Annotated in this window: 12 protein-coding genes and 2 tRNA genes; 8 read left to right on the forward strand and 6 right to left on the reverse strand. The window is 63.4% G+C overall.

Annotation, left to right across the window (positions count from 1 at the left end):
• Positions 1-34: 34 nt before the first annotated feature.
• From AC1DJW_RS16915 to AC1DJW_RS16925, 3 genes are all read left to right on the forward strand, one after another.
• Positions 35-427, forward strand: coding sequence for a DUF7793 family protein (locus tag AC1DJW_RS16915; RefSeq protein ID WP_459340834.1), 393 nt, complete (start codon positions 35-37; stop codon positions 425-427).
• Positions 424-1254 carry a nuclease-related domain-containing protein gene (locus AC1DJW_RS16920; protein WP_476901910.1) on the forward strand — a complete coding sequence of 277 codons (831 nt, stop codon included), beginning with the start codon at positions 424-426 and terminating at the stop codon, positions 1252-1254. Before AC1DJW_RS16915 ends, AC1DJW_RS16920 begins: the two co-directional genes overlap by 4 nt.
• A gap of 301 nt (positions 1255-1555) precedes the next feature.
• The gene (locus AC1DJW_RS16925) at positions 1556-2404 is read left to right on the forward strand and encodes an esterase/lipase family protein (protein ID WP_459340836.1); all 849 of its coding nucleotides are present in this window, start codon (positions 1556-1558) and stop codon (positions 2402-2404) included.
• A gap of 94 nt (positions 2405-2498) precedes the next feature.
• On the opposite strand, the gene AC1DJW_RS16930 is transcribed toward AC1DJW_RS16925, so the two are convergent.
• From AC1DJW_RS16930 to AC1DJW_RS16950, 5 genes are all read right to left on the reverse strand, one after another.
• Positions 2499-2572: transfer RNA gene (locus tag AC1DJW_RS16930), tRNA-Ile, on the reverse strand.
• Positions 2573-2676: 104 nt separating this feature from the next.
• On the reverse strand, positions 2677-3873 hold the full coding sequence (locus AC1DJW_RS16935) for a glycosyltransferase (RefSeq protein WP_390282736.1): 1197 nt from the start codon (positions 3871-3873) through the stop codon (positions 2677-2679).
• A 112-nt stretch (positions 3874-3985) separates the two neighbouring features.
• A complete protein-coding gene (locus tag AC1DJW_RS16940) occupies positions 3986-4891 on the reverse strand; it encodes a DMT family transporter (protein ID WP_284752621.1) in 906 nt (301 codons plus the stop codon).
• Positions 4891-5514 carry a CDP-alcohol phosphatidyltransferase family protein gene (locus AC1DJW_RS16945; protein ID WP_459340866.1) on the reverse strand — a complete coding sequence of 208 codons (624 nt, stop codon included), beginning with the start codon at positions 5512-5514 and terminating at the stop codon, positions 4891-4893. The genes AC1DJW_RS16940 and AC1DJW_RS16945 overlap by 1 nt, the downstream gene beginning before the upstream one ends.
• A 50-nt stretch (positions 5515-5564) precedes the next feature.
• Entirely contained in the window at positions 5565-6413 is an 849-nt protein-coding gene (locus tag AC1DJW_RS16950) for a phage holin family protein (RefSeq protein ID WP_390282738.1), read from the reverse strand.
• A 177-nt stretch (positions 6414-6590) separates the two neighbouring features.
• Here AC1DJW_RS16950 and AC1DJW_RS16955 point away from each other — a divergent pair, with 177 nt between their 5' ends.
• The 3 genes from AC1DJW_RS16955 to AC1DJW_RS16965 are packed head-to-tail and all read left to right on the forward strand — an operon-like array spanning position 6591 to position 8526.
• Positions 6591-7820 carry a multidrug effflux MFS transporter gene (locus tag AC1DJW_RS16955; RefSeq protein ID WP_284752699.1) on the forward strand — a complete coding sequence of 410 codons (1230 nt, stop codon included), beginning with the start codon at positions 6591-6593 and terminating at the stop codon, positions 7818-7820.
• 58 nt (positions 7821-7878) lie between these two features.
• Entirely contained in the window at positions 7879-8058 is a 180-nt protein-coding gene (locus AC1DJW_RS16960; RefSeq protein ID WP_284752618.1) for a glycine zipper domain-containing protein, read from the forward strand.
• Between the two features lie 60 nt (positions 8059-8118).
• Complete coding sequence (locus tag AC1DJW_RS16965) at positions 8119-8526, forward strand: hypothetical protein (protein WP_234750734.1); 408 nt, start codon at positions 8119-8121, stop codon at positions 8524-8526.
• 95 nt (positions 8527-8621) lie between these two features.
• Here the strand turns inward: AC1DJW_RS16965 and AC1DJW_RS16970 are convergent.
• Positions 8622-8694: transfer RNA gene (locus AC1DJW_RS16970), tRNA-Asn, on the reverse strand.
• Positions 8695-8911: 217 nt separating this feature from the next.
• Here AC1DJW_RS16970 and AC1DJW_RS16975 point away from each other — a divergent pair.
• Both AC1DJW_RS16975 and AC1DJW_RS16980 read left to right on the forward strand, forming a co-directional pair.
• A complete protein-coding gene (locus tag AC1DJW_RS16975; protein WP_476901911.1) occupies positions 8912-9682 on the forward strand; it encodes an MBL fold metallo-hydrolase in 771 nt (256 codons plus the stop codon).
• 161 nt (positions 9683-9843) lie between these two features.
• Positions 9844-11774: fibronectin type III domain-containing protein (locus AC1DJW_RS16980; RefSeq protein ID WP_476901912.1), on the forward strand; the 1931-nt coding region annotated here is incomplete at its 3' end.

Raw genomic sequence — 11774 nt, forward strand, 5'->3', positions numbered from 1 at the left:
CGACGCCGGACCAGCAAGGCATGACACGGGAGTCATGAGGATGCTCGAGCTGGAACTGCGGACCGATGGCGTCGTCCACATGATCTGGAAACCGAAGGGCACCATCGAGGCCTCCCATGCGCTTGCGGCAATGGCGGCCGTCGACGACGCCTGCCGGGGGTCCCAGTATCCGTTGCTGGTCGACATCTCAATGACGGAGGGTCTCAGCCGGGATGCCCGCTCGATCTTCTCCACTTGCGCCGCCTCGCGGATTGCGTTGCTTGGGTCCAGCCCGGTGGACCGGGTCATTGCCAGCCTTTTCCTCGGCGTCCACAAGCCGCCGTGTCCGAGCCGCTTTTTCACGTCCAGGAACGAGGCGATGGCATGGCTGGACCAGTCCGGCGGGCACTTCGTTCCGACGGGACAAGGGATAGAGGGAACCTCGTGAGATCTGAACCTGCATCACAGGACTTTCCGCTACGGCCCGGTGGCAATCTGGAGCGTGGCGGGCTGAGTGACCGGATCCCGGGACAGGCGGTCATCGAGAAGTTGCTCGCCGACAGGGCGGGTGCGTCCCCGCGATCCTTTCTGGGGCGTATTTTCGGTGCTGGCCCGCTGACCCCGGACAACCACGCCTGGTATAAGGGCGCCCTCGGCGAAATAGCGGTTGGGAGGATCCTTGAACGTCTAGGACCGGAATGGACGGTCCTGCACGCCGTCCCGGTCGGCGCCGGCACATCGGATATCGATCACGTTTTGATAGGTCCGTCAGGGGTCTTCACCCTCAATACCAAGAACCACACGGGTCAGTCCGTCTGGGTGGCCGGGCGGACACTGATGGTCGCCGGCAAGAAGCAGCGCCACCTCCACAACGCCGGCTATGAAGCCGCCCGCGCGGCGAAGCTTCTGACAAGCGGAGCGAACCAGGCCGTGGATGTCACCGGCGTTGTCGTCATCGTTGCCCCCAAGAGCATGACGGTCAGGGAACGTCCCTCCGGCGTCGCGGTGGTCACGGACCGGCAGCTCCTGCGCTGGCTCAACGGCCGCCCGACCGTAATCACGCCAACGCAGAAAGCCCTGGTTGCAGCGGCGGCCGTCCGGGCGGGGACCTGGCACCGGAACCCGCCGGCCGGTGCGGACGCCGCATCTCTCCAGCATGAATTCGCCGCGCTTCGTACTCTCGTTGACCGGGCGCGGCTCCGGCGGGCGGGATGGATGCTTGCCCTGTCTATCCTCGCCCTGGTTGTCCTGGCCAATCTCACGCGATTCTTCTGATTTCAATCTGCCCCCATCGCCCGATGACGAAGGCGGCCTTGTAACGCGCGCTGTTCTCGGCAGGCTGCCTATCGCTGGAAGGATGTGCTGCTTTGGACTCCCGAGTGAATTTAGCCTTGGTCCTATGAGACCTGTGGCCACTCTTGTGACTGGTGTGGCATTCGGCCCTCTCCTGGCCCGACGGGCAGGTGCACGTTTTCTCAAGATCTCCGCACGCTATTGCAACCCACCGGTAAGTTACCGCAAGGTAACTAGGGATGCCGCGGACATAGGGGTTCGCGGCCAAGAGAAAGGCAAGGCCATGCGCCGATTCCGACTCACCGCCGTGCTCGCCGCTGCAGCGCTCACGATTGGACTCTTTGCCGCACCCGCGGCTCAGGCCGACTCGATCTCGCCGGACCCGCCCGGAGCAAACGATTGGACGTGCAAGCCGTCGAGCGTACATCCGTACCCGGTGGTCCTCGTCCCGGGAACGTTCGAGACGATGTTCAAGAACTGGGCGCTGCTTTCACCGGTGCTCAAGGACCAGGGGTACTGCGTCTTTTCGCTCAACTACGGCGTGGTCAATGGCGTCCCCGCCAGCGGGGCAATCCGCAACTCCGCAGCTGAGCTTGCGACGTTCGTGAAATCAGTTCTCGGCGCGACGGGCGCGAAGCAGGTCGACCTCGTCGGGCACAGCCAAGGCGGGATGATGCCGCGCTACTACATCGGCTTCCTCGGTGGCGCCAAGTACGTGCACCACCTCGTTGGCATTGCTCCGTCGAACCACGGCACACAAGGCCTCATCGCGCCGTCTCCCGCGGGGATGATTCTCGACACGACCGCAACGAGCACCCTGTGCCAGGCCTGCACGGACCAGCATGCCGGGTCGGCGTTCATGGCCGAGCTCAACTCGATCGGCGACGCCGTACCCGGCCCGTCCTACACCGTGATTTCGACCCGATACGACGAGGTCGTTACCCCTTATGCGAGCCAGGCTCTTGTTGGGCCGGTGAAGCAAGTGTCCAACCTCGTGCTTCAGGACTACTGCCCCCTCGACACCTTCGAACACGATCAATCTCCCAACGATCCAAACGTGTGGTCCCTTGTCTCCAACGCGCTTCTCCAGAGCGGCCCCGCAGATCCGACGTATCGCCCGGAGTGCGTCTAGCAACCCGGGGTGGGTGTAGCAATACGGAGTGCGTCTAGCAATACGCAAAAGAGCCCCTGATCTGCGTTTCCGCAGCTCAGGGGCTCTTTTCGGGTAGGGCTACTCGGACTTGAACCGAGGACCTTAGGATTATGAGTCCCGCGCTCTAACCAGCTGAGCTATAGCCCCGAGTCGGCCCGGGGCCGCTTTGTCGGCGTCCTCCCGGCCAAAACACTCTAGCAAAACAATTCGGGTACCGACGCCAACCGGGGGTCTACGCCGTGTCCAGGTGACTAGATGACCTTGTCCTCATAGCTCGCCCCGCGGTAGAGGTCCTCGAACGTCTGCAGCGTGCCTTGGATGCTGTGCGGCTCCACCATGGCGCGGCTCGCCTTGCCCATGGCTTCGAGTTCGCCCGCCGGCAGGCGGAAGAGCTCGGTGATCCGGGCTGCCAGCTCGCTGCTGTCCCCAGGCGTGAACAGATGCCCGTTCTCGCCTTCGCGCACGAGGTGCGGCAGGGCCATCGCGTTGGCGAGCAGAACCGGTGTCGACGCCGACATCGCCTCGAGCGTCACGAGGGACTGCAGTTCGGCGGTTCCGGGCATGCAGAACAGGTCAGCGCGAATGTACGCCTTCCTCAGGTCCTCATCGCTCGCGAGGCCCAGGAACCTGACCCGCTCCCCCAGGCCCAGGCGCTTGGCTTGGGCCTCCAATGAAGCGCGGACCTCGCCGCCGCCGACGATTTCAAGATGCACGTTGAGTTCGGCGGGTGTCTTGGAGACGGCGTCGATCAGGACGTCTACATGCTTTTCTTCGGCAAGGCGGCCGACAAAGAGGACGGTGGGGTTGGCATGCGGCTCGATCTCTTCGCCCGGGCCCAATTCATAAGCGGCCGCGTCAATACCGTTGGACAGAGGCAGGACCTTGCGAAGGAAAGCGTGCTGATGCATGGCTTTCGCGGCAAGCGGCGTGGGAGTGGTTACGACGTCTGCCAGGCCCATGACCTTGCCCATGTCCTTCCACGAGACCCGCCCGATGATGTCCTTGAACCACTGCGGGAACGGCAAGAACGGGTTCAGGTTTTCAGGCATGAAGTGGTTGGTGGCTATGATCCGGATGCCACGCTTCTTGGCCTCGTAGAGAACGTGCTCGCCGATCATGTAATGGCTTTGGATGTGAACGACGTCGGGCTGCACCTTGTCGAAGAGCAGCCGAATGTCGTTCTTGATTTCCCAGGGGTAGCAAATGCGAAAGTACTCGTGTGTAAAGACGCCGTGGGACTTCAAGCGGTGCACGGTGCCTTCATCCCCGAATTCGGTGAAGCTCTTGCCGTTGTCCGCCCGGCAGGCCAGCACGTGGACGTTGTGCCCCCGCGCCTTCATGCCTTTGGCAAGCCGGTACCCGAACTGAGCAGCACCGTTGACGTTCGGGCGGTAGGTCTCCGCCGCGATCAGAATGGTGAGGGGTTTGTTGGTTTCGGGAACGGTCACGTGGAGAACTCCTGATGGTCACGGTGCGAACATCGCAAGACGCCTGGCCCTGCGGTGTCTTCGCCGGTTGCCTGCCGCGGGTGTGCGGGGCACGGTTGTCGAACTTTTTGCCCTAGGCCTTCCGGCTTGCTGCCGCCTTCGCGTCACGTTTTCGCTTGGTGACCTCGGGATGGTGCCGGCTCAGGGCAATAACCCCCACGATAGCAAGGGAAGCGGCCACAGCCATGGCGATTGCCAGCACGGCGTGCACATCGGGACGAAGCTCACCCAAAATTGCGATCCCGATGGCAATTCCGACAATGGGGTCGATCACAGTCAACCCAGCGATCACCAGGTCCGGCGGCCCGCCCGAATAGGCACTCTGCACGAACCAAGAACCGAGACCGCCGGCAGCGGCAATGGCAACCACGGTATACCACTGCACATTGAGCAGGAAGTGCCCATTGGGGTCCAGCAGGTGCCGGCCGATGATGCGTGTCAGGACCGCCACGAAGCCGAACAACACGCCGGCACCCAGGATGTACACAAAGGCGCTCATGCGGTGCCGGAACATGACCGCCAACGTTCCAAAAAGCCCGACGGCGAGTGCCAGCAGGAGAACGATGGTAATTTCGTCCTCGCCGCTGACGTGATGGTTCTCCTGTGTGGCGTTGACGGCCAGTAGGACGAACATCGCCGATCCGGTCACGCAAGCCGAGATCGCCACCACCGTGCCGCGGTTGATACTGAGTCCCTGGTCCTTGGCGTTGACCACCGTGGTGATGACCAAGGCGATGGCTCCGATGGGCTGCACCACCGTCAGGGGTGCCGACACCAAGGCAATGGCGTTCATGCACATGCCCAAGGCAAGCAACAGCAGGCCGAGCACCCACCGCGGATTTCGGAGAAGCCTCAGGAAACCCTGGGAACTAAGGGCGAGGCCACCGGTATCGGCCTTGACCGCGCTGCCCTGGCGCTGGGCGCCAATGGCGAGGCAGAAAGCGCCAAGCACCGCAAGAAGGACTGCGAACCAGGCCATCAGCTGCGGCCGCCGTCGTGGGCTTTGAGTTCTTTCCCCTTGCGGAGGATTGCCCAGAAGTAGTTGTAGGCCGCCACCCAGTGCCCTGCCAGACCCAAGCCCAGGCAGACCCAGGCGATCACGAAGTAGACGTTGGTGTAGGGAATCGCGAGCTTCGAGAGGACCAGAAGAGGCGTGCCGAGGAGCAGGAACGCCGTCCGGATCTTGCCGATCCTGCTCACTGGAAGGTCGGGGTGGCTATGGAAATAGAACAGCGAAGCGGTGGCAAGAACGACGTCGGGCACCACCAGGGCGGCCAAGTACCACCAATCCACCACCCCGGCGATGGCGAGAGTCACAGCGACCGTGATGAGGGCCAGACGGTCCGCGACGGGATCGAGGATGCGGCCCAGTTTGGAGGTTTGGTTGAAACGCCGCGCGACGTAGCCATCCACCCAGTCTGTGCCGCCCATGACCGCTAGCACGAGCACAGCGAAACCGTATTCCCTTTGCCACAGCACCAGCCACACGAACAGGGGAACACCCATGAAGCGCAACACAGTCAGGAAATTGGGGACGGTGAAGATGAGATCGTGGTCGATCTGTGGCTGGCCCGGGCGTGCGCCTGCACCAATGAACTTCACCTGTCCCCCTTTCCGTAGTCCGCAGCTGGCGCTGCTGCTTGCCGTTCCGATTACTTCTTGAACAGCTTCCGCAGTCCTACTGCGGCCACCGTGGCGGAAGCGGCGAAGAGAAAGAGCTCTTTCCAGTGCGCGGCGAGCCGCTCCGGCAGCCCGGCTGGAACCTTCTCACTGAAATCTGCGAGCTTGTCGGCAGCAAGCCGGAGTCCGTCGTCGAGCTTTTGCCCTGCAACGTCGCGCAGGACCTTTCCCTGGGTCTTGACGTCGAGCTCGACGCCCAGCTGATCGCGAACGTCGGCGAGGTGCTCGCGCCGCTGCTCCAGACGGCGGAGCAGCTCAGCTTCGCTCGGGGCGGGGGGCTGCTCGGCCTTGTGTGCTTCTGCCTTGGCGGCCTTTTCGGCCTTGGCCTTCTCGGCGGCGGCCGTTTTCGCTGCTTCCGCCGCTTTGTAGGCATCCGACGACGGGTCAAGGATGCTGGCGTCGAAGGACGTGCCTTCCTTGACTATGCCGAGATCGTGCTTGATGCCTCGGATGGTCTTCTCAGGTACAAACGGCATGGCCCCCTTGAACGCGCGGAAGGCGACGAGGGCTCCGATGAGGATGATCAATAGGAACGCCGCCGCGACCACGAGCGCAGCCAGCCACGGAGGCATGACGGTGGCCAAACCCAAGATGGCCGCTACAACCAAGGCGATGACGAGCAAAGAGAGAAAGATCAGCGCAACGCCAACGAAAGCGCCGGCGATACCCAGCTGTTTGCCTTTGCCCTTGAGTTCAAGCTTGGCAAGGCTGATTTCGTCATTGAGCTGCCGCGGCGCGAGCCTGGCCGCAAGTTTCAGGGTGTTCGGCAACGCCGAAATGCCCGGGCGTTGGCCAGCCCGGCCGCTGTGACGTCCACTCATAGGTTCCGCCTCACTGCTTCCTTCTTGCTCGTACCCGGCTCCGGCACGGAGACGAATACAACCGCCCACGCGCACCTGTCCACAAAACTACCATTCAGCTTCAGCCTCAACTTCCGGACGGTCCTGCGGCGCGCCTCCGCCATCGCCGATAAATATGATCTGTCGCACATAGGATTGATAATCGTGAACACTCCCCCTGTACCGGGCGATTCCCTCAGTCGACGCGAAAAACTCCTCTATATCCTGCTACTTGGCGCATTGACCGCCTTGGGTCCATTTACAGTGGATCTCTATTTGCCGGCGTTTCCCGCGCTGGAGCATCATTTCGACGTGTCTGCGGCTGCGATCCAACTCACACTGACCGGCACAACAGTTGGCTTCGCCATTGGCCAATTGGTGGTGGGGCCGTTCAGCGACAAATTCGGACGCCGCATGCCCTTGATCCTGGCGACGGCCCTGCACATCGGGTCCTCCCTCGGCGCCGCACTGTCCACGGACATCAGCACCCTTGCCCTGTTCCGTGTCCTCATGGGCGTAGGTGCAGCCGGCGGGGGCGTGGTGGCAATGGCCATGGTCCGGGACCTCTTCGCGGGCTACGCCATGGTGCGGATGTTCTCCCGCATGTCGCTGGTGAACGGCCTCGCGCCTATTCTGGCTCCGATTATCGGTTCACAACTGCTGTTGATAATGCCATGGCCCGGGATCTTCTACTTCCTGGCCAGCTACGGAATCCTCGTGATCATTGCCGCAGTGTTCCTCATCCGGGAAACGTATCCTGCCGAACTCCGCCGGCAGACGACTTCGACGGCGGGCCAACGCTACAAGGCCGTCTTCGCCGACCGGATTTTCGTCGGGATGCTGCTCGTGGGCGGGTTCAACTTCGGCGGCCTGTTTGCCTACCTTTCCGCGTCCACTTTCCTGTTCCAACAGGTCTACAACTTCTCCCCGCAGGAATATGGTCTGCTGTTCGGTGTCAACTCCCTGGGCATCGTAGCCGGCGTCCAAATCAGTTCCAGGGTCATCAGGCGAGTGGCACCCCAGTGGATCATGGCGTTCGCCACGGTCTGGATGTTCCTGATGGCGGTGTTGATCGTGGTGTTCGATCTCCTCGGCTTCGGTCTGTGGGGCGTCATGGTCCCGCTGTGGTTCTACATCCTAGCCACCGGGTTCATGTTCCCCTGTGTCCAGGTGATTGCCCTGGCCAACCATGGCGCGCAGGCCGGAACCGCGGCTTCCCTGCTGGGTGCCTCGAACTTCCTGATGGCCGGAATCATCCCGCCCGTGGTTGGCTGGCTTGGCGTCGGCTCTGCCGTTCCCATGGGTGCCGTCCAGGCCGTGTGTCTCGCAGGCGCCGTGGCCGCCCTCTGGCTCGTCGTGCGGCCGCGGTCCGTGCCCTCCATCCACTGATGCACAGTCCACTGATGTTCGAGGCCCGGACCTGTGCGCGGGCAAGTAGGCTCAAGCCATGACGCGCAAACCGCACCGCAACGGCAGGGGACTTTTCCTCGGAGCGATGCTTGGCGCCGTCGTCGGCTTCTTCCTTGGCCGCGGGGCCGGAAACCCTGTATTCGGAGCCCTGCTGGGCGCCGTCGTCGGTTCCGCAATCCTCTACCGGATCAATCCCGGGCCCTGGAAACGGGACTAGGCAGGCCTCCCCTTGGTTCGAGGCCTGTTGCCGGTCATGGCCCGGCGATAAAGTTGAGGTGTGCCCCGTTGGCAGGAACTGCAACCCATTCCAGCCCCATGGCAGCGCAGGGATGATGGCATCCTGCCGCTGTGGTGGGATCGTCTATGCACGGTGACAAGCCCGCAATCCGCGGCCCTCTATGCGGCCGGACTCTTCACGGAGGACCGCCGCCGCCCGATTGCGCAATGGTTCAATCCGACAAATGGCGCGGCACTGCTCGTGGCTCCCGAGACCTCTCCTGAATGGCCCGTCCAACGCTTCGGAATCTTCTACGCACCACCGGGTGGCGGATTCACCCGAGTCCATTCCGCCGCCCACGAATGGCATCCGAGGGAACCGAGGACGCCGCCCACCGAGGATGACGCCTTCCAGTCCGCCGTGGCCGAAGCAGCAAGGTTCCTGCAAGTGGAGATGGACTTCGTCTAAAGACGTGGCGGTGGGATTCTGCCGTTCGAATGATGGAACAAAATCAGGCAAAAAATAAGGCCCCGCACCTGGAAAACCGGTGCGGGGCCTTTGCGCTCCTCCGACTGGACTTGAACCAGTAACCCTTCGATTAACAGTCGAATGCTCTGCCAATTGAGCTACGGAGGAATGAAGCGGTTATGACTTTAGCAAAGGTTTTGCCTCAAGTGAAATCGAGCCTCGGGCACTGCGGGAGGGACGGCACAATACCCCTCCCGGGTATCGCCAGCACTGCGGAGCCCGCGCCCTCACCGAGGATAAGATGGTCCGGCGCGCACGAGGCGCGCACGAGGCACCTCCGAGGCCCATACGGGGCGCCTCCTAGGCCCATGTGGACAGGGGAAGCATGTCGAAGAACTGGTCTGCTGAGGACAACGTGAAGGAAGTTGCCGAGGACGTCTTTTTCGTCCAAGGCCCCGCTGTCAACTGGACGATCCTCAAGCGGGACGAAGAATTCACCCTCATTGACACGGGCTATCCCGGTAACTGGCCATTGCTCCAATCGAGCATCAATTTCCTGGGACTGGCCATGGAAAATGCCGCCGGAGTTCTCCTGACGCATGGTCACTCGGATCACATCGGCAATGCAGCGAGAATATCGGCAATGGGCATTCCGGTATTTGCGTCTCATGCGGAGTTGCCAAACATTCGCCGCGAGGTCCTCGAACAAGTCACCGTCAAGGATCTTGGATTGCGCATCCTCCGCCCCAGGGTCGGCGCGTGGGCCATACACGCCATCCGATCCGGGGGCTTGTCCGACGTCGCCGTCCCGGGCGTCGCTGCAATGACCCAGGACACTCTGGCCGCGCTCCCGGGATCTCCCCGGATCATTGCCACCGGCGGGCACACCAGCGGCCATGCATCGTTCTTCGTCCGTTCAGCCAAGGCCGTGGTCACCGGGGACGCGCTCATCACTGGCCACGCGGTCAGTCCGGTCTGCGGGCTTCAGCTGTTGCCCGCCGTCTTCCATCACCGCCCGGCGAAAATCTTGGCCAGCGTAGAAGTCCTCAAGCAGTTGGGCGCAGAGATCATCCTGCCGGGCCATGGGCCGGCGTTGAGCTCACTCGACGGGACAATCGAGCTAGTCTCTGACGGCACGTACTCCCCCTTCGCTTGAGTCGGCAGCCTCCCGGCCGGATACGCGTATCGGAGCCCGAGTGAAGAGAGCGGGAACCCGGTCCAAAACGGGTACCACCCACTCTTAACCTTGCCTTGCATAGCCAATAGGCTCCGGACCTGGGGATTCCGACCCGGTCTGTTCAGAAAAAGGGGAAGCCGATGCGGCTCCTGACCATACTGTTCCGGCGGCACCCGGGGCGCTCTTCCGCTGGGCACCCCTCCGCTTGGCATGGGAGGACACCTGGCATCCGTAACGCATGGTTCCGCTTCGCCACGGCCGCGTCCGTGCTGTTGTTGCTCGGCTACACCGTTGTCTACTCGGGGACCCCTGCGCGGGCTGCAGTGCCGAAAACAATCATCAGCCTGACCTTCGACGATGGCAACGCCGATCAGCTCCCTGCCGAACAGTTGCTGAAATCGCTCGGATTGCACGGCACCTTCTTCATTACGACCAGTTGGATCGATAATCCGTCATGGCTCACGCGAGCCAACTTGAACACCATCGCTGCGGACGGCAACGAGATCGGTGGCCACACCATCACCCACCCGGACCTCACCACGTTGTCCACCTCGGCCGCCACCAACGAGGTTTGCGGCGGACGGACCACGCTTGCAAGCTGGGGGTTCAACGCCACAGATTTCGCATATCCCTTCGCCGCCGAAAACCCTTCCGTCGAGCAAATCGTGAAGAATTGCGGTTTTGCTAGTGCGCGCAATTTGGGGGACATCCGTTCGCCGGCCAGTTGCTCGGGCTGTCCCTTCGCCGAAACCCTTCCCCCGGCCAATCCATACAACACAGCGGCTCCGGACGAAGTCGACAGCACGTGGACGCTGCAGAACCTCGAGAACCTGGTTACCAACGCGGAACCGGGAGGGGGCTGGGTCCAGCTGACCTTCCACCACATCGCCGTCGGGACAGATCCCACTTTGACCATCGACCCCAATCTCTTCAAGACCTTTGTCACTTGGCTGGCGGGGAGAACAGCCAACGGAACCACATCCGTTCAAACGGTCGCCCAGGCGCTGGGCAACGCATCAACCGTGACGGCGCCTGCGGCTCCGGCCGGGGTGGCCGCGACGGCGGGCAACGCCTCGGCGGTGGTGTCGTGGACGGCTCCGGCCAACGGCGGGTCTCCGATCACTTCGTACGCCGTGACCCCGCATGCGGGGGCCGCGGCCCTGGCTCCGGTGACGGTTACCGGAAATCCGCCCTCGACGACGGCGACCGTCACCGGTTTGACTAACGGCACGGCCTACACCTTCACGGTCACGGCCACGAACGCGGTCGGCACGTCACCGGCGTCTGCCGCGTCGGCGCCCGTGACGCCGACGGCGCCGACCGCCCCGTCGCCCCCGGCCGGGGTGGCCGCGACGGCGGGCAACGCCTCCGCGGTGGTGTCGTGGACGGCTCCGGCCAACGGCGGCTCCCCGATCACCTCGTATGCCGTGACGCCTTCGTCCGGGGGCACGGCCCTGGCTCCGGTGACGGTTACCGGAAATCCGCCCTCGACGACGGCGACCGTCACCGGACTGACTAACGGCACGGCCTACACCTTCACCGTCACCGCCACGAACACCGTCGGGACGTCCCCGGCCTCTGCCGCGTCGACTCCCGTCACGCCCGCGGCGCCCGTTCCCGGCGTCACCAACGGCGGCTTCGAATCCGGACTCACGTCCTGGACCACCGGCGGGGTCAGGGCGCCCGTGGCGTCCACCGTCGCCCACACCGGCACCGGTTCCGCGCTGCTGGGCCTGGCCTCCGGTGCCGAGCCCCTCGGGGACAGCAACCTCTCCCAGACGATCACCGTGCCCGCCGCCGGGACCTCCACGCTGTCCTTCTGGTACCAGCCGCACACCGCGGACGACACCTGCACCGGCACCACCTGCCGCTACGACTGGATGGAAGCCCAGGCCCGTACCACGGGCGGCACCACCCTGGCGAGCCTGTTCAAACTCAGCAGCAACTCCGGCACCTGGACCCAGCTCAGCGCGAACCTCTCCGCCTACAACGGCCAGACCATCGTGCTCTGGTTCAACGTCCACCTCGACGGCGCCAACCCGGCCGACGACACCTGGATGTACCTCGACGA

The sequence above is a fragment of the Arthrobacter sp. 05L417 genome (genome assembly GCF_056397865.1).